Raw genomic sequence first — 17,880 nt, forward strand, 5'->3', positions numbered from 1 at the left:
GGTGCCCCCGCATCCTACCGATGTGAGGGCACCGTCTTTTTGTGTACGCGCATCACGTGCGTAACAGGGGTTTACCGTGTGGCCCGCTCTAGAAGCTGCAGCACGTTCTGGAAGGTGTGACCGGTTGCTTCGGTCATACCCTGCTCACAGGTCCGGTTTGAGGATATATATGCGGCGAACTCGTGCTCGTTCAGCTCAGCGGTCTCGGCACGGGTAGCGCTCTGCGTGAGCTCGGGGTGCAGCATGCCGCGGTCACCAGCGTAACCGCAGCATCCCCAATTCTTGGGAACGTACACCTGCTCGCTCATGGCGTTTGCAATCTTCTCGAACGCTGGCTGCACACCCAGATGAGTCATTGAGCAAGTGGGGTGCAGCGCCAGAGACGGCAGGGGAGCAGACACCGTGAGCTTAGGCAGCAGCGTATCGGCGGCGAACTGCACCGAATCAATCAGCTTCAGCTGAGCGTAATCTGCTTCGCCCGCGCCCAAGCCGTGCGTGATTTTATGCTCTAGGGCGGCGGCAACTTTCGCGCGCATCACCTCAAGGCCTTCGGTGCATGATGAAGCATCGCACACAATCGGGATGCGCCCACCGTCGGTCGCCTCCCACAGCGCTTTGAGCACGCGGTCGCTCATAATCGAGTAGCCGTCTGTGTACCCCTTGGACTTCCACGGCGTGCCACAGCACATTTGGTCGATGCCTTCGGGAACCCGGTATTTCACACCCGCACGTTCGCAGAGGCGAATAAACGCCTGGGTCGCATTCACCGGGTCGTGCTTACCTTCACCATCAACACCGCCGAACATGGCGTTCACGCAGGCAGGGAAGAACACAATATCGGGGTTCGCTTCCGTATGCGGCACACGCGGCGCGCCACCGGCAGACAGCCCCTTCTTATAGGCGGGCACCAAGTCTTCGCCGAAAAGTTTACGACCAATATCGGTGGCTCCGCGCACCACCGGGAACGGCAGCATTTTTGCGGCCGTGAGCGCTTTACCCGCCACTTTATCGATTGTGCCCCAGTGTTTCGAGGCGAACTTCCACCCGGCGGCACCGAGCGCATCCTGGTTCTCGGCACGCAGACGGCGCACCAAATCACCCGTGTTAATCAGCACCGGGCAGCGCGTAACGCACATGCCGTCTACCGCGCAGGTATCCACACCGTAGTATTCGTATTCTTGGCGCAGACGCTCGGCAAGCTTAGTATCACCATTAGCCTCTGCCGCAGCGATTTCGCGGCGCAGCACAATGCGCTGGCGCGGGGTCAGTGTCAAATCCTTAGAGGGGCACACCGGCTCGCAGTACCCGCATTCCACACACCGGTCGACTTCCTCTTCAACGGTTTCGGCGACTTTCAGGTCGGTGGCGTAATCGGTGTCTTCCTCGGCGAGAACCACACCTGGGTTCAAAAAGCCCTTCGGGTCGATCAGGCGCTTAATTTCGCGCATGACCTCAAAGAGCTCGTCACCGAATTGGCGGCGCACGAACGGGGCCATAATACGCCCGGTTCCGTGCTCTGCCTTGAGCGAGCCGTCAGCCTCCAGAATGAGCTGCACCATTTCTTCGGTGAATTCGCGGTACCGCACAAGCTGTTTGGCGTCGCGGAACTGCTCGTTGAGCATGAAGTGAATATTGCCGTCTTTGGCGTGCCCGAAAATCACCGAGTCCTGGTAGCCGTGGGCATCAAAGAGGGCGGTCAGATCGCGGCAGGTGGTGCCGAGCACGTCCACCGGGACCACCACATCCTCAAGCAATGCGTTCGTGCCGGTGGGGCGGTTGCCTGCGACCGTGGTGTACAGTCCGCGCCGCGCAGCCCAGAGCGCGTTACGTTCGGAAAGTTTGCTGGTCATGGTGACTGGCGACACCACCGGGAGGGCATCAAACATGGGCGCGGCAGATAGGGCGAGGTCGGTGAGCTCCTGCTCTGAATTACCCTGAAATTCCACGAGAAGAGCAGCATGCTCTCGCACATCAATGGCGGCAAGCGCCTCCGCCGCCTGCCCGGTACGCTGCGCCACACGAATACTGGTGGCGTCCAAAAGCTCAACCGTGGCCAGGTGGTTGGCCACAAGCTCCGGCACGGAACGGGTGGCGTCCAGCAGGTTGTCGAACACGAGCAGACCGGTTGAGACGAATTTATGAATGGGCAGAGTGCGGTAGGTTGCGGACGCCACGAACCCGAGCGTTCCTTCGGAACCAATCAGAAGGTGCTGCAGAATATCAACCGGGGTGCTGTAATCCAGCAGGGAGTTCACGCCGTAGCCCATGGTGTTCTTCATAGAGTACTGCTGACGGATGCGCGCAACCGATTCCGGGTTTTCGACCACGCGCTTGCGCAGGCGCAGCAGCCCTTCGTGAATCTCGGGTTCGAGGGCGCGCAGGCGGGCATCAGCATCGGGTGCAGAAGTATCAATAACGGTTCCGCTGGGGAGCACGAACACCATAGATTCCAGTGTGTTATAGGTGTTGAACTCGGTACCGGAAGACATACCCGAGGAGTTATTGGCGACCACCCCGCCGATAGTGCATGCCGACCATGAGGCCGGGTCAGGCCCAAGTTTATACCCGTAGGGTGCCAGCATATTATTGACCGCCATCACCGTGGCGCCGGGCTGAACGCGCACCCTTTTGCCGCCGTCAAGCACCTCAATTTTCTTGAAGTTACGGCGGGTATCGACCATCAGCCCGTCGCCGCTTGCCTGCCCTGATAGAGAGGTGCCGCCCGACCTGAAGGTGAGCGGCAGGTTGAAGGCGCTGGCGGCACGGAAAATATCGGCGACCGCCTCCGCAGAATCGGGGCGTACGATTCCGGCGGGCACCAGCAGGTAGTGCGAGGCATCGTGCGCAATAGCGAGCCTGTCAATTTCTTTAACACTGGAATCGAGGGCGTGCGCGCGGGTTTCAGCGAGCATATGCTCAAGGGCATTAGTGTAGGGGGAGTCTAGAGCTTCGGACGTGTTCGATACAACTGTCATGGGTCTTATCTCCTTAGCGATGAAGGCACAGTACTTCCTATCCTTCCAGTATGTGCTTTTGCACACGTTATGTCTGCTTAGCTTTGGCTAGGCTTATGCCCCGGAAAACATGCTTAACTAGTGAGATGGCGGGGCTGCTGAGACACGCTCACCGCACCGCTACCTGAAAATCTGCTGTGAACGCCGTAGAATGGTGATGTCCGTGCACCTGTACAGTGCGGATTAGCCTGCGCGGCTGCGCCTACCCTGGCCCCGTACGCTGGGGGAGTAGGCCCCGTGCCTAACCTAAAGGAGACACATGTCTGCCGCTGAAATGTCAGCACCCATCATGATCAGCGTATCCGGTGAGGAGCGCGAAGTTACTGCCGCCACCGCCGCTGAACTCTTTGCAGATAACGCAAAGATTGTGGTTGCCCGCGTGAATGGCACGCTGGTTGACCTTTCACACAAGCTCTCTGAGGGCGATACCGTTGAGCCCGTTTTCATTGACGAACCCGATGGCTTGAATGTGCTGCGCCATTCTGCGGCGCACGTGATGGCGCAGGCGGTGCAGGAGTACCGCAAAGACGCGAAGCTGGGCATTGGCCCCTATATTACGGATGGCTTCTATTTTGATTTTGATGTGGCTGAGCCCTTCACCCCCGAGGATCTGAAGAAGATTGAGAAGTCGATGATTAAGATCGTCAAGTCGGGCCAGCTGTTCCGCCGCCGCGTGGTCACCCACGATGAAGCGGTTGAAGAGATGAAGAACGAGCCGTATAAGCTCGAACTGCTTTCGCTTAGCCAAGGCCCCGGTTCGGGCGCGGATGCCGCCGAGGGTGCCTCGGTTGAGGTTGGTGCTGGCGAGATCACGATTTACGATAATGTGCACCCGAAAACCGGTGAGGTGCTGTGGAATGACCTGTGCCGCGGCCCGCACCTGCCGAATACTAAGCTGATTGCTAACGGGTACGCGCTCATGCGTGCCGGTGGCGCGTATTGGCGTGGTTCTGAGAAGAACCCCATGCTTCAGCGTATTTACGGTACCGCCTGGCCCACGAAGGACGAGCTGGTGGAGTATAAGCACCGTATTGCTGAGGCTGAGCGCCGCGACCACCGCCGCCTGGGCAAGGAGCTTGACCTGTTCTCGTTCCCGAAGAACATTGGCCCCGGCCTGCCGGTGATTCACCCTAAGGGCGGCGTGATTAAGCGCGAGATGGAAGATTATGTGCGCGCCCGCCATATTGCTGAGGGCTTCCAGTACGTGAGCACCCCGCATATCTCGAAGGAAGACCTGTTCTACACGTCCGGGCATCTGCCGTACTACGCGGACGGCATGTTCCCAGCGATGGAGCTCGACAACGGCAACTACCGTTTGAAGGCCATGAACTGCCCCATGCATAACGAGATTTACCGTTCGCGTGGGCGTTCGTACCGTGAGCTGCCGCTGCGTTTCTTCGAGTTCGGCACCGTGTACCGTGACGAGAAGTCGGGCGTGCTGCAGGGCTTAACCCGCGTGCGCATGATTACGCAGGACGATTCCCACTCGTATGTGACGAAGGAACAGGCACCCGATGAGGTGCGGCACCTGCTGAATTTCATGCTGAGCCTGCTGGAAGATTTCGGTATGACGGACTTCTACCTGGAGCTTTCGACCCGCGACACTGAGGGCGATAAGAAGGATAAGTTTATCGGCACCGATGAGCAGTGGGAGCAGGCTACCGCCGTACTGGAGCAGGTGGCGAAGGAGACCGGTCTTGAGCTGGTGCCTGACCCGGGTGGGGCCGCGTTCTATGGCCCGAAGATTTCGGTGCAGGCGAAGGACGCGATTGGCCGCACCTGGCAGATGTCTACCGTGCAGTATGACTTCAACCAGCCCAGCCGGTTTGGTTTGGAGTACCAGGCTGCGGACGGTTCGATTCAGGAGCCGGTGATGATTCACTCGGCCAAGTTCGGTTCGATTGAGCGCTTCCTGGGCGTGCTGACTGAGCACTATGCAGGTGCGTTCCCGGCGTGGCTCTCACCGGTGCAGGTGATTTGTGTGCCTGTGGCGGAGGCTTTCAACGACTATATGACCGAGATTGCGGATAAGCTGCGTGAGCAGGGCGTGCGTGTTGAGGTTGATTACGGTTCGGACCGGTTTACGAAGAAGATTCGCACCGCCTCTACCGAGAAGGTGCCGTTCATTCTGATTGCTGGCGGCGAGGATGCGGAGGCTGGAGCAGTCTCATTCCGCTTCCGCGGTAACAAACAAGAGAACGGCGTCCCTGTTGATGAAGCAGTGGCACGCATTGTCGACCATATTCGGAACAGGGTAAATGAAGACCCGAAGCCGAGTGGGGAGGGGGCATAACAGTATAAAACTTAATTTATATGTTGTGCAGTCAAATATCGCTTTGTTTGTTGAATATATCGCTTTATTTGAATTGGAGAAAGTAATTGAAGTTAGTATTTATCAATAAGAGTCATGATGAAAAAAGGGCTAAATCAAAAGAGTTTGCAATTGTAAACATGTTAAAATCTATGACAGAATCAGTCGCTTTAGAGAACAATAATAAGGTTATATTATTAATATCTCCAGGGTATTTATCAACTACTTCAGCAAGTTCTAAAAAATTATACAAAAATATATTTGATAAAAAAATAAATTATCAAATTGGCATGTTGAATGGCTACAGAAGTACTCCAGAGCGTTTAGAATATTTAAATGATTTTATACGAAAGAAAAATCTTCCCGACCCTATAAGATTTTCACCTCAGGATTACAACCAGGTAACTGGGGATGATCATAGAAAGATTGTTTTTATCTGTGCTCCAATTCGCGTAGATAAACGTTGCGAGCACAGTTTAAATAACTGTTTATGTTGCTTAAATAACTGTTTATGCTATTTAAATAACTGTTTATGTTGTGTATTTTCAGGTAAAAAACAATTAGATTTTGAAGGTATTGATAGGTTCGTGGATAATATAGATATATGCGGTATTCTTATTGGCTCCTCTAATTTTAGTCATTCTACCTATATGGGTGGAAAATATGGTAGGGCGAGTAAAGGAGAAGCCGATGTGTTGATGTATCGCGATCCATTTTATTGCGAGATTAACGAAAAATTTGACTTGTTATTAGAAAAGAATATACGTGTATATGATATAAAACAAAAGTTTCCAGAAAAACATACTCCTGAAGTAGATCCTAAAAAGTATATAGATCCTAGAGATGATGAAATGATTGCTGGATATCGTAATATTAGTAAAATGATAAATAATACTTTAGGTAATATCTTAATTTCAGAAGTTAAGGGAGGGCTGGGCAAAAAAACAGATTTAGATTTTTTTAGAGATATACTTCGAGATACATTAAAATCTCAAGTTAAATATTACTGATTTATGAGGATAAGTCTGGTGATTTCCACCTCTTATTTGATTGATGTTTAGGAATCTTCAAAGAAATCTTCGTCGAGTTTCATGATTGTATAGGTGCGTGCCACCTGCACGCCCACACTGTACTTAATCATGAGGCGTGCCAGGCGCTCACCATCAATCAGTACTAGAGACAGCCCGCCGCCAAGATTTTGAGCATACTCCCGTGCCCCGGATGTAAAAGAGCCGGAAGTAATAAATACGCCCTGTGATGCCTGCCCGTGCATTGCGCCCACAAATGACTGAACCTCGGGGCGGCCCACCGAATTCTTCTCACCATAGCGTTTAGCCTGCACATAAATCTTTGACAGCCCCAGCGCATCCTGGTCGATCACACCGTCAATACCGCCATCATTGGAAGCCTGGGTAACCATGCCGCGCCCCTCGCTGCCGCCATAGCCCATCGCCAGCAGGACATCCACCACCAAGCGCTCAAACCCGCTGGGGGAGAGGTTACGAATACGTTCCAAAACATTTTGGGCAAGTGCTGTTTCAAGCTGCACCATGCTAGAAGAAATTAATTCGTCTGGTGTACTATCTTCAACGGCAGTAGGTTGAGAGACAGCTTTATTAGCAGGGTTGATAGAATTCCTATACCGTGGGGTTAACTCACGTGCTTTACGTGCAATCGACTGAATAATATCATCAGGTAAACCATCTGGAAACTCACGGAGTAATTGACGCCCGTACTCACCAATAACGTGTTGGCCCTCTTTGAGAGAAGCTGTAGCCTTAACCGTTTTTAGCGTGAATAAAGCCCAGTAAATCCGGTCAGAATAAATAAAGATAGAACTAGTAGGGTGCCGAAGGTTCATCTGCTCAGGCGTAAGACCAACCAGCTCTGCAACACCTGCATAAATTTCTCTATTCGTATGTGTTTTACCGTCAGACAAGTATCTAAGAATTGGCGACATAAACGCATGCTGTTTCGGTAACTCAACTGTGGTCTGTTCATCGGTCATAATAGCTCCAATACAGGCGTTCATATGTATTCAGGTACCTACTATACACATATTTAAACACAGTCTAGATGCACCGTTTTCACCCTCACGCCTAGAGGTGACGAAGCGACGCGCGCCTGAAAAGGAAAACGTGTAACTATAAGACAAGGAACACTCAACTTTGGACAAGGAACCCGGCAGTGCACGACCACGACATCTACGACAACACCCCCAGCAGTTACCTTGACGATATCGCGGACATTGGGGAGAAACACATCCGCCTCAGCTACCCCAACTTTATTCTGCTGCTGGCGCGGCTCGATACAGACTATAACTATGCGCAGTACCTGGTGCGGTGCCTGTACGCCAAACACTTGGCGGATGAGCTGCGGCACCCCAACATTTCCGGCTACCTAGAAGAACAAGACGAACTGAGCGACGCGCTGCGCCACTTCCGTGTCACGATCCCGGGCATTATCGCCCGCCGCACGCAGCTCACCGAGCTGCTCAAAACCCGCACCGTGCAGGTGCCCGCATACGTGGGCGACCCCTGGGAGTACCACCCCAACGCCCCAGAACCAGACCAGCCTACTTTCGACCCGGCGGCACCTCACAGCGATATTGAAGTACGGCTTCAAATCATTGACGAATACTTGTGGCTCTACGAAAAATACAGCTCAAACAAATAGTGCAACCTTTTACAGCGGCAGCGGGGGACTACACTCCCAGAACTGAAACTCTCGCTCTGAGCAGGGACTAGGAACGGCGGGGGAGCGTGGAACGAATCTGCCTTAACTCTGCCTTCAGTTCGTCCGAAATACGCCGCGATTCGATAGCCTTCGTGATCGCCATGCGAAGCGCCACCGCTGGTAAACCAGGTGAATCGGTGCCGTCGGAACTATCAGCGAGCGCGAACCAGGGGAGAGCTGCACGTTCTTGGCGAGCCAGCGCCTCCGCAAAATACCAGGCAACAGCAACCCGAACATAGTATTCATCGCTGCCTGCCAATGCTGCTACCGCCCGCAGATGCTCCGGTGAGAAATACTCGGTGCCCAACAGTGACATGAGCACCACCGCGCCTAGACGTTGCACATACACGCGGTCATCAACCAGCCAGTCGAGGCAGGCCCGTTCCAGCTGCGGCAGGTTGGCTGCTTTGCGGCCCTTCACACAGGCTGGGGAGACGGCATCTGTAAGAATCCAGTTCGTCATATACGGCAGGAAACTGGTAATTTCCGTATGCCAGGTTGCGAAGTTGCGTTCCTCATTCAGAAGCAGCACATGCAGCAGGTCTTCTTCCTGAAAATCATGCGGAACCGCTGCCAGGAACTCCGCAGTCTCTTGCGGATGTTCCCGCAGCAGCTTCTGAGAGAGTTTGCGCAGTGCGGGTGTGCGAACACCTAAAATCCGTGCCGGATCAACCGTGGGGAGCAGCTTCGCCGTGAACTCCGCCAGTTTTGGTTCGGCAAGATCGCGGACTGCCTGAGAGATTGAATAACTCATAGTTCTAGTCTCTCAGATGCGGCTCTTCTCTGTACTGGTCTGGGCTATACCCCCGAAGCAAACCAACGTTCCCGAACGGTAGGTGCCCTCACGCTAGTTCTGCAGCATCCGCAGATATGTGCGGAAAAACCGATATGATGGCTACAGAAGGTTCACGCACGAACCTGCGGTTCACAGCAGACCTGCTTCAACGAAGAACGTGTAAGGACTGGGCAGCATGGCAGAGGCAAACGGCGCAGAAACACCACACACCGGTACCGCACCCGAGTCTGAAAACACTTCTTTAGACCCCTCCCAAACTCGGCACCCCGAACCGGAACAGGCCCGCCGGCCCAAGATTACCCGCGGCGAAGAAGGGCTCACCGAATGGGAGCGCCGCACCGACAAACCGCTTTTTATTGCCTCGCTCCTGTACCTTATTGCCTACGCCGCACCCATTGTGAGCACGCGCATTAGCGCGCCGATTGACGGTGTTCTCAATATTCTTCAGATGGTACTGTGGGCGCTTTTCGCGGTCGATTATTGTGTGCGGCTCTACCTGGCGCCCCGGCGCATATACTTCCTCACACGCAACCTGATGAACCTCGCTATTGTGCTCCTGCCAGCCTGGCGTATTGTGAGTTTCTTGGCGATGCTTCACATGACCGCCAACCGCCAGTACAAGCTGCTCTCAGAGCTGGCCGTTAAACTCTTCGGGTACACACTGATCTTTGTGATTATGGCGGCCCTGGCCGTTTTCTCCATTGAGCAAGACGCCCCCGGTGCCCTCATTAAAGACATTTGGACGGCATACTGGTGGACTCTGGCAACCCTGGCAACCGTGGGCTACGGCGACGTGTACCCGGTGACCGTCTCCGGCAGGGTTATTGCCGTGGTCGTTATGATTTACGGGGTTGGCCTGTTTGGTGTGATCACCGGTGCGCTAGCCACCTGGGTGATTGAGAAAATTAGCGGAGTCACCGAAGAAGACCACGCCGCAACGAAAGCCGATATTGAGGCGCTTCACGCCGAAATCGCCGAGCTGAAAGCGATGCTCGCCATCCGTATGGGAGACGGCACGGTACACCGCCCACCCGAAGAACTCACCCAGGAATTTCTTGCCTCCCGGCGGGGTGCACCCGATACCGCAGAGGACGACACCCACGAGCCTGAACAGCCCATGGAACTTATCGAAGAGACCAAACAGACGCTCACCGTGATCCGCCAGAAAATCGCGGTGCGCCTGCGGCGTGATTCTTAAACCCCGCACCTATACGGCGGCTGAGGAGAATCGTAGGCTGACCAGTGCGCTCTAGTGCCCTGCCGGGTTATGGGGCCGCCTGCGGGAACACCAGTTATTTCTAAAGGCGCCGGGCGATAGCGCCCTCACAGGTGCGCCGTGCGGTTTAATAGAGACATGAGCGAGAACCAGAATGCCCACACCACGAACACTGCCGATGACTTCGAGCTGCCCGGCGTGCCCGATGCGTTCCAGCGGCTCTGGACACCGCACCGTACCGCCTATGTGAGTGGCGGGCAGCAGGACCACACCGAGAAAACCTGCCCCTTCTGCACCGCGCCCTCACGCAGTGATGAGGAATCGCTCATTGTGTACCGTGGGGAGCACACCTTCGCTCTGCTCAACCTGTACCCCTATAATCCGGGGCACCTGCTCATCTGCCCGTACCGCCACATTCCGCTGTACGACCAGGCAACCGAAGAAGAAACCCTCGAAATGGCGTACCTGACTCAGCGCACCATGCGGGTTCTGCGCAAAGTGTCCCATAACGACGGGTTCAACATCGGTATGAATCAGGGCAAAGTCGGGGGAGCGGGCATAGCCGACCACCTGCACCAGCATATTCTGCCCCGCTGGAGCGGGGACACCAATTTTCTGCCCATTATTGCGCACACAAAAACCATGTCTCGCACCCTTGACGACATGCGCCAAATAATTGCGGACGGGTTCGCTCAAACCCAGTAATTGTGCGGGCAGGCAACAAGGAAGACTGTGGGTAATTCAACCCCCGTATTTCCTTGTTAAGACAGAAAAGCAGGCGTACAATAAATCGGTAAGTTGAACCTCTACAGAAGGGTAAACTGTGCTGTTTAAAACCCCGCAAAAAACCAGACACAGAAAAAAGCTGCCAGCGCCCAAAATCTGCCGCACCCCAGCCTAAATACCCACCCCTGAGCATTATTTTTTACGGGCAGAAAGCGCCTGCGGCCACGAGTGAAACGCATCATGCTAAAACCACGGTGTCAGATTATTTTTTGAACCGTAAAGTATGGCATGATATATAACGGCGAAACCACCCGTACCGCCGCCCCCAAGGTTCCTTCCGGACCTTCCCACCCAGCTGACCGCAAACCAACCACGAAAGCCGCCGATGAGCCCCCGCATCCCCACAGGTAAACGACCCCAGATTACTCGAACAATCACCAGTTTCACGATCGTAGCCTGCCTGCTCGCAACCGCCGGATGCGCCGAATACGTCGACGAAGAAACCGACGCATCAGGTACGATCAGCACCTCCGCATCAGCCAGCCCCTCAGCGAGCTCATCCGCCAAATCCAGTGTGCCGCTCACTAAAGAGCGCCCCGCACCCACGCTGCCCGATGGTTCACCCGCCCCGCTGAGCAGCACGGAGCTTGACAACTATTACGCCGGTAAATTCATACCGCCCACCGATAAGCACCCCGTCTACAATATGGGTGCGCCGGTGCTTTCAGACACCGTAAAATCCCGTGAACTTGACGGGGTAGATGCACTCATTAAATACATGGGCGAAACCTACCGGTACACTGCGTACACTAATACGGAAATCGAGAACTACACCAAAAACGTGTACGCCCCCGACTATAAGTACGATAAATCCAGTGAAAAAGACGAACGTACCGACAAAACCCCCGACGGTCAGAGCAAAAACGATAATGAGCTGCGCGAAGCAGGGTACTGGGTTGGTGAATATAAATACACCATGAAACGTGTGGCCGATTCAGAAAAATGGAGTGACGATAAAAAAGAAGTCACCATTGCGGTACGGCACAAACGCAACACCTACACCTGGTACAACAAAGATAGCGGCCAAGCCGATAACCGGTACTATTCGTGGGGTATTCAAGAGGACTTCAATATGACCCTTGTGTACGTGGAAGACCAGGGGTGGAAAGTGAAGAAGGTAGATTCGCTCCGCTCCAAGTGGCTGAAGTAGCCGCGCACCCGGCTCATGGGGGTATTAGAACCTGGTGGGAATAGGTATGCTGGGAGGATGACGCCCCTGAACCTGCTCGATAGTGCGACCCCTAGCGGCGGCAGCGACCGGGCGCTCATCTGGCGTGAGCTGCGGTGGGTTGAGCGTCAGCCCGTTCTTGAAGCGGAACCCCTCACCGCGGCGGCGGGGGAGCAGCACCCCAGCGGTGAGCGCATCCGCATACCGCTTACCCCCGGCGCGTTTCTTGGGCTGCGGCTACTGGCTGATACCGCCGGTGAACACCTGCGCTACTGTGCCGGGTACTTTGCAAGCGGGCCACCCGGTGAGAACACGAACACCCCAAACACGGGTGCGCCCCGCAGGGTGCCCTGCCCAGAAGGAGCACGCATCCGCAGCGGTAAACAATGTGAACGATGCGCCGCCCGCGACGAGTTCACGGCCCTTCACACCGCGCACCTGCACCCCGGCACATTAACCCCGGGGATGCGGGCCTACGCGGCGACACCGCACCGGCTCTACATTGCCACATTCCCCGACGGGACCAGCAAAGTAGGCACCAGTTCCCAAGCCTCAACCCCGCGCCGCCTCGACGAGCAGGCGCCAGCCGTCGCAACCTACATAGCCCAAGCACCCGACGGGCTGAGCGTGCGTGAAGCTGAAGACGCTGTTACCCGCATCGGCGGGGTGCCGCAGGTGAAACAGACACCCAGCAAATACCGTGCCTGGCTTAACCCGCTGCCAAACAGCACAATACGCAGCGTCCACCAAGAAACCATGAAAACCGCCCGGGATGCGCTCACCCACGCTCAACTGCGCGCCCCTCTTACCCCGCTGAATGAGCCGTGGGAGCCCTCACCCGCCATGGCTCGCCCCTACGCGGCCCTGCGAGCTGGCAGCCCCGAACCGCTCGGGCAGTTCCCCAGCGTACTTTCCACCGGCACCGCAGGATTTTACTGCACCGGTGCGGCCGGGAAATTCATGACCGCCCACACCGGCGACCCAGCCGCCGCCCTGCTGGTAAACACGGCCGAAATCGACAACCTAGCCTTCACCGTGAACCACGACATAAGCACCGTAAATATTCAAACGGCTCTCTTCTAAAATCACCCAGAAAAATTATTACTACTCCCGCGAAAACCCGCCGCGAAATAGCGGCACGCGCCGTTGTGTGCATGGCACAACACATAAAAAACCGCCGCCAACACCCGCAAAGTAAGCAACGCCATACCGTGCAATTACACAGTGCGGGAGGGTATAAAATAGTGTGCATGTCAAAACCCCTCATTCGTTTGCTCGGCCAGGGCGTACGCTACGCAAGTAAACTGCGCGGTGGCGGTTCCGCATTCCCCGGCCTCGTCATGGAAAAACTGCACCCCGAATTCGTGGCCGAAGAACTCGCCAAACTGCCCTACGGCGTGGTTGTTGTCTCAGGCACCAACGGCAAAACCACCACCACCAAAATGACGGTGCAGCTGCTCGAATCGCAGGGGCTTAAAGTCTTCACCAACCGCACCGGCTCCAACTTCGTGCGCGGTGTGGCGGCGGCCCTCCTGGGCGCAATGAGCCTCACCGGAAAACTCGATGCAGACATTGCCGTGCTCGAACTAGACGAGGCGCACGCCGTGCACTTCGTCAAAGCCGTCAAACCCGACTATGCGCTGCTGCTGAACGTGCTGCGCGATCAGCTTGACCGCTTCGGCGAAATCGACACCACCCGCAGGATGCTCTCCACCGTAGCCGCCGCAACCACTAAAACCGTGGTGCTCAACCGCGAAGACCCGCGCATCCGCTCGCTCGCTCAAGCCGTGCAGCCCGGCACGAACATCAGCTACTTCGGGCTGAACGACGAACTGCGCTCATACTTCCCCTCAGACGACGAGCTGCGCAGCGGCGTGGGCGCACGCTCCGCCGACCTGCCCGACTCAGACGTGACCCTCACCGCCTTCTCCGGCAGCAGCGCAACCTTCAACCTGGCGGGCCAAAGCATCACAGGGCAGATTAACCTCTACGGCATCTACAACATTTTCAACGCCGCCGCCGCAATGGCCCTCACCCGCGCTGTGATGGGCGAAAAACTCAACCAAGACGCCCTAGTGAACGAGCTGGCAAAAATCACCCCCGCATTCGGCCGCGGCGAAACCCTCAACGTGAACGGGCGTCCGCTGCAGCTGCTGCTGGTGAAAAACCCCAGCGGGTTCCGCCTCTCACTGGCCAGCGCAAACTCCCACGACTACGCCACCATGATCACCATTAACGACCAGTACGCCGACGGGCGTGACGTCTCCTGGCTGTGGGATGTGGACTTCCACGACCTAGCCGCCACCGGCGTGAAAATGGTCTCCGGGGTGCGCGCCTGGGATATGGCGCTGCGCCTAGAACACGACGGCGTACCTGTAGAAGACGTGCAAGAAGACCTCGACGATGCCCTCCGCTCGTTCATCGCCAACAGCGGGCAGGCACCCATGCGTATCTTCTGCACCTACACCTCAATGCTCGCCCTGCGCGAAGAACTCGGAAAAATCACCAACGTCGAAAGGGTTTCCTAAGCCATGACCCACACCATCGCCGGAACCCCCGCCGCCGGGCCGAACAACGGCAAAACTCTGCGTATCCTGCAGCTGTACCCCAAAGACATGAACATTTACGGCGACTGGGGCAACACGCTCTCACTCGCACGCCGCGCACACGCCCACGGGTTCGACGTTGACATTATCGACTACAACCCCGGCGACGAATTCCCCCAAGACGTCGATATTATTATTGGCGGCGGCGGCCAGGACTCCGGGCAGACCGTCATCCAAGAAGACCTGCACGCCAACTCCGAACACCTGAAACAGCTCGCCGAAGACGGCACCCCCATGCTCGTCATCTGCGGCCTATACCAGCTGTTCGGCAAAGAATTCCGCACCCGCGAAGGGGAAGTGCTCAAAGGCATCGGGATCTTCGACGCCCACACTGTAGGCGGCGACGAACGACTGATCGGCAACATTGTTGAAGAGTCCAAAGACTTCGGAACCATCATCGGGTTTGAGAACCACTCCGGGCTCACCTACCTGGGCTCAGGGTGCACCCCGCTTGCTGCCACCGTCACCAAAGGCGAAGGGAACAACAAGGCAGAAACCCATGAAGGCGCGCGCGTGCACAACGTGATCGGCACCTACCTGCACGGCTCACTACTGCCCAAAAACCCCAAAATCTCTGACTACCTGATCGAGCAGGCCGCCAAACGTAAATACGGCGAATTCACCCCCGCCACAATCGACGACACACTCGTGAACAAGGCACGCGCATCAGCGATGAAACGCCCCCGCTAAAACTACTGCCAGCGCACATCAGCCGGTATAGTTGAAAAGTATTGACGCGCGGCCACCCACGTGCGCCCGCACAGAACATTAACGTAAGGGAGAAACGAATGTCGGGTCACTCCAAATGGGCCACCACCAAACACAAGAAAGCCGCGATTGACGCCAAGCGCGCGAAGGCATTCGCCAAATTCATTAAGGCAATCGAAGTAGCCGCCCGCATGGGCGGGGCAGACATTGCGGGCAACCCCGCACTCGACCTTGCCGTGTCGAAAGCAAAAAAGAACTCGGTGCCCAACGACAATATTGACCGCGCCATTAAACGCGGTGCTGGGCTGACCGGCGAAACCATCGACTACACCGAAATCATGTACGAGGCACGCGGCCCGCAAGGCACCGCACTGTACATCGAGTGCCTGACCGATAACCGCAACCGTGCCGCATCAGACGTGCGCCTGGCCGTGACCCGCAACGGCGGCACCATGGCAGACCAGGGCTCCGTGGCGTTCCTCTTCGAGCGTAAAGGCGTGGCCGAAGTAGCGAAAACCGACGGGCTCACCGAAGATGACGTGCTCATGGCCGTGCTTGATGCAGGTGCTGAAGAAGTACTGGACGAAGGCGACGTGTTCACCGTCGTATCCGCCGCAACCGACCTGCCCGAAATCCGCAAAGCACTGGATGAAGCGGAACTGGAGTACAACAACGACGACCCCGTATTCCGCCCCACCATGCAGGTAGACCTCGATCTTGACGGCGCCAAAAAGTTCCTCAAACTCGCGGATGCGGTCGAAGAACTCGACGACGTCCAGAACGTCTACTCCAACGCAAACGTTTCCGCAGAGGTTATCGCCCAGCTAGAAGCCGAATAAGCACAAAACGCACGAGTGCCCGGACACACCCCGCACACGCGGGCAGTGAGCCGGGCACCGTACTCTATCTGGGCGCACCCCCACCGGAGTCGGAGGGGACAGCCAACGACAGCATAAGGAGAAACCGGATGAGCGAAAACCACCCGCTCGCCCCCGAGCCGCGCGTACCCGGTGCCACACGCATTATGGGCATCGACCCGGGCCTGACCCGCTGCGGCATCTCCATGCTCGATATGACCGCCGACCGCAAAGCCTACTTCGTGAACGTCGGTATCGCCGGAACCCAGGCGGCTGAGGCACTGGATCAGCGTATTCTGCGCATATTCAACGCCACCCAACAGTGGATTAAAGTGTATAAGCCAGATGCGCTCGCTATTGAGCGAATCTTCGCCCAAGAACAGGTCAATACTGTGATCGGTACCGCGCACGCCTCCGGGGCGGTGATTTCGGCGGCCGCAATGCTTGGTGTGCCCGTGCATTTTCACACCCCCTCCGAGGTGAAGGCGGCGGTCACCGGCTCCGGGCGGGCCGATAAAAGCTCCGTGGGGCGGATGGTAACCCGCATCCTGGGCCTTGAAAAAATGCCGAAACCGGCGGATGCTGCCGATGCGCTCGCTATTGCCATCTGCCACGGGTGGCGCGGCGGCGGCATCGGTTCGGGTATTAATATGGCGGCGCACACCCAGACTCACCAGGGGTCCCGGCCTGTGCAGGCTGCCCGGGGTGCGGCGCTCACTCCAGCGCAGCGGGCGTGGAAAGAGGCGGAGGCGAAGGCCCGCAGGTAGGCGACCCAACACATTTTTCGATACTATTTTCGAATATAATGTGCGCGATTTTCCCGTTATTCTCAAGTATTTTTCGCGGGCGGGTCATCATGTGGTTGATTTCAGAAGATATATTCTAATATACTGGAGGTGCGCGCCCTGCTCACAGCAACGGTACCTAGTGCGCCCTATGAGAGGAAACTATGATTGCGTCACTCACCGGCAGAGTAAGCCATGTAGGTCTCGACAGCGTCATCCTCGACGTCAACGGGTTTGGGATGCTTGTGCACGCCACCGCCCGTACGCTCGCTGGCCTGCACCTGGGGGAGACTGCCACGGTGCTCACCAGCATGATTGTGCGCGAAGAATCTATGACGCTCTACGGTTTCGCTGAACCCGCCGAACGTGAAGTGTTCGATATGATGCTCTCCGTCTCAGGAATTGGCCCGCGTATTGCATTGGCTGTGCTGAGCGTGCACACCGCCAGCGAGGTAGAGCGCGCCGTGGCCACGGGGGATGATAAAGCATTTACCAAGGTTCCCGGTATTGGCCCCAAGGGTGCGCGGCGTATTGTGCTTGAGCTGGCGGGCAAACTAATTCTTAGCGAAAGCCAGGGAGAAGAAGCAGCCGCCCCCCAGGGCGGGCTGGTATGGAAGCCGCAGGTTCTCGATGCTCTCACCTCTCTGGGCTGGACTGAAAAAGACGCTAATGCCGCGATTGACGCCTATGTGACCCACAACCCGGGTGCCGAGAATGAGGCGGTAGGCGCAGCACTTCGCGGGGTGCTTGCCTCCTTAGGGGCGCAAAATACTGTTGGGCGGCGCTAACACACGGCGGAACACACCCTACCACGGGGAGCACACCGCACCCGGTGGTGCGTACGGTAGTATCGGATAGAGCCGCCGCATCCCGCTCAGGCACGAGAGCTACAGCATC

15 protein-coding genes are annotated in these 17,880 nt (G+C 56.4%); 12 read left to right on the forward strand and 3 right to left on the reverse strand.

All coding sequences use genetic code 11. The features are described from left to right. Positions 1 to 71 precede the first annotated feature (71 nt). Complete coding sequence (locus D8M23_RS02690; RefSeq protein ID WP_126853552.1) at positions 72 to 2,975, reverse strand: FAD-binding and (Fe-S)-binding domain-containing protein; 2,904 nt, start codon at positions 2,973 to 2,975, stop codon at positions 72 to 74. A gap of 298 nt (positions 2,976 to 3,273) precedes the next feature. Between D8M23_RS02690 and thrS the strand changes: the two genes are divergently transcribed. Together thrS and D8M23_RS02700 are read left to right on the forward strand one after the other, a co-directional pair. Then, complete coding sequence (gene thrS / locus D8M23_RS02695) at positions 3,274 to 5,307, forward strand: threonine--tRNA ligase (protein ID WP_126853554.1); 2,034 nt, start codon at positions 3,274 to 3,276, stop codon at positions 5,305 to 5,307. Positions 5,308 to 5,393: 86 nt separating this feature from the next. Further along, positions 5,394 to 6,335, forward strand: a complete 942-nt coding sequence (locus tag D8M23_RS02700) for a hypothetical protein (protein ID WP_126853556.1) — start codon at positions 5,394 to 5,396, stop codon at positions 6,333 to 6,335. 47 nt (positions 6,336 to 6,382) lie between these two features. Here D8M23_RS02700 and D8M23_RS02705 read toward each other — a convergent pair whose 3' ends face one another. After that, the gene (locus D8M23_RS02705) at positions 6,383 to 7,333 is read right to left on the reverse strand and encodes a restriction endonuclease (RefSeq protein ID WP_126853558.1); all 951 of its coding nucleotides are present in this window, start codon (positions 7,331 to 7,333) and stop codon (positions 6,383 to 6,385) included. Between the two features lie 179 nt (positions 7,334 to 7,512). On the opposite strand from D8M23_RS02705, the gene D8M23_RS02710 reads away from it, so the two are divergent. After that, on the forward strand, positions 7,513 to 8,001 hold the full coding sequence (locus D8M23_RS02710) for a hypothetical protein (RefSeq protein WP_126853560.1): 489 nt from the start codon (positions 7,513 to 7,515) through the stop codon (positions 7,999 to 8,001). 67 nt (positions 8,002 to 8,068) lie between these two features. On the opposite strand, the gene D8M23_RS02715 is transcribed toward D8M23_RS02710, so the two are convergent. Then, positions 8,069 to 8,815: a DNA alkylation repair protein gene (locus tag D8M23_RS02715; RefSeq protein ID WP_126853562.1), complete on the reverse strand. Its 747-nt coding sequence runs from the start codon at positions 8,813 to 8,815 to the stop codon at positions 8,069 to 8,071. Positions 8,816 to 9,032: 217 nt separating this feature from the next. Between D8M23_RS02715 and D8M23_RS02720 the strand changes: the two genes are divergently transcribed. From D8M23_RS02720 to ruvA, 9 genes are all read left to right on the forward strand, one after another. Beyond that, entirely contained in the window at positions 9,033 to 10,055 is a 1,023-nt protein-coding gene (locus D8M23_RS02720; protein WP_126853564.1) for a potassium channel family protein, read from the forward strand. 156 nt (positions 10,056 to 10,211) lie between these two features. Continuing rightward, positions 10,212 to 10,778 (forward strand): HIT family protein, encoded by a 567-nt coding sequence (locus D8M23_RS02725; protein ID WP_126853566.1) that lies wholly within the window; start codon positions 10,212 to 10,214, stop codon positions 10,776 to 10,778. A 406-nt stretch (positions 10,779 to 11,184) separates the two neighbouring features. Next, the gene (locus D8M23_RS02730) at positions 11,185 to 12,009 is read left to right on the forward strand and encodes a hypothetical protein (protein ID WP_037233569.1); all 825 of its coding nucleotides are present in this window, start codon (positions 11,185 to 11,187) and stop codon (positions 12,007 to 12,009) included. 57 nt (positions 12,010 to 12,066) lie between these two features. Further along, positions 12,067 to 13,110 (forward strand): hypothetical protein, encoded by a 1,044-nt coding sequence (locus tag D8M23_RS02735; protein ID WP_126853568.1) that lies wholly within the window; start codon positions 12,067 to 12,069, stop codon positions 13,108 to 13,110. Positions 13,111 to 13,268: 158 nt separating this feature from the next. Continuing rightward, positions 13,269 to 14,555, forward strand: a complete 1,287-nt coding sequence (locus D8M23_RS02740) for a Mur ligase family protein (protein WP_094757960.1) — start codon at positions 13,269 to 13,271, stop codon at positions 14,553 to 14,555. A 3-nt stretch (positions 14,556 to 14,558) separates the two neighbouring features. Then, positions 14,559 to 15,323: a type 1 glutamine amidotransferase gene (locus D8M23_RS02745; RefSeq protein ID WP_006887113.1), complete on the forward strand. Its 765-nt coding sequence runs from the start codon at positions 14,559 to 14,561 to the stop codon at positions 15,321 to 15,323. Between the two features lie 98 nt (positions 15,324 to 15,421). Then, complete coding sequence (locus D8M23_RS02750; RefSeq protein ID WP_006887169.1) at positions 15,422 to 16,180, forward strand: YebC/PmpR family DNA-binding transcriptional regulator; 759 nt, start codon at positions 15,422 to 15,424, stop codon at positions 16,178 to 16,180. A gap of 128 nt (positions 16,181 to 16,308) precedes the next feature. Then, the gene (gene ruvC / locus D8M23_RS02755) at positions 16,309 to 16,965 is read left to right on the forward strand and encodes a crossover junction endodeoxyribonuclease RuvC (RefSeq protein WP_006887210.1); all 657 of its coding nucleotides are present in this window, start codon (positions 16,309 to 16,311) and stop codon (positions 16,963 to 16,965) included. 182 nt (positions 16,966 to 17,147) lie between these two features. Continuing rightward, complete coding sequence (gene ruvA, locus D8M23_RS02760; RefSeq protein WP_023133000.1) at positions 17,148 to 17,771, forward strand: Holliday junction branch migration protein RuvA; 624 nt, start codon at positions 17,148 to 17,150, stop codon at positions 17,769 to 17,771. Positions 17,772 to 17,880 lie beyond the last annotated feature (109 nt).

This window comes from Rothia sp. HSID18067 (assembly GCF_003989445.1).
GTDB lineage: Bacteria > Actinomycetota > Actinomycetes > Actinomycetales > Micrococcaceae > Rothia > Rothia aeria.